This window comes from Vibrio sp. 1978 (assembly GCF_033344345.1).
Map to the genome: position 1 here is coordinate 1 of NZ_JAWPOP010001053.1, position 512 is coordinate 512.

The 512-nt window shown below is 48.2% G+C and carries 1 protein-coding gene; it reads right to left on the reverse strand.

Annotation, left to right across the window (positions count from 1 at the left end; all coding sequences use genetic code 11):
- On the reverse strand, positions 1–512 hold a 512-nt coding region (locus R8N49_RS30615; protein WP_318190885.1), incomplete at both ends, for an aminotransferase class I/II-fold pyridoxal phosphate-dependent enzyme.

The window sequence follows — 512 nt, forward strand, 5'->3', positions numbered from 1 at the left end:
GTCGATGATCAGTGGGATGTTGTTCTCGCGCGCCAATTTGTCCAGTTTACGCACTTCTTCGTCAGTCAGTACGTTTCCTGTTGGGTTGGTTGGGCGAGATGCACAAATTGCTGCGACGGAGTCATCGACGGTGAGCTTTTCAAAATCAACGTGATATTTGAATAGGCCGTTGTCGAGTAGCTCTATTTCTGGATGGTACGAAACAAAAATGTCTTCATCGATACCTGCATCACCGTAGCCAATGTATTCCGGTGCGATAGGCAACAGGACTTTTTTGTGCGAACCATCTGGCTGCTGACCAGCAAACAAATTAAATAGGTAGAAGAACCCGCTTTGGCTGCCATTCGTCAGGCTAATATTCTTCTCACTGATGTCCCAGCCGTATGTTTCACGAAACAGCTGAGCGAGCGCTTTGACGAACACGTCTTTACCCTGAGGGCCATCATAATTAGTGAGCGCGGCGACGAGTTCGCCACTGGCGAGCATTTCTTCACTGGCTTGGTGAAAGTAAT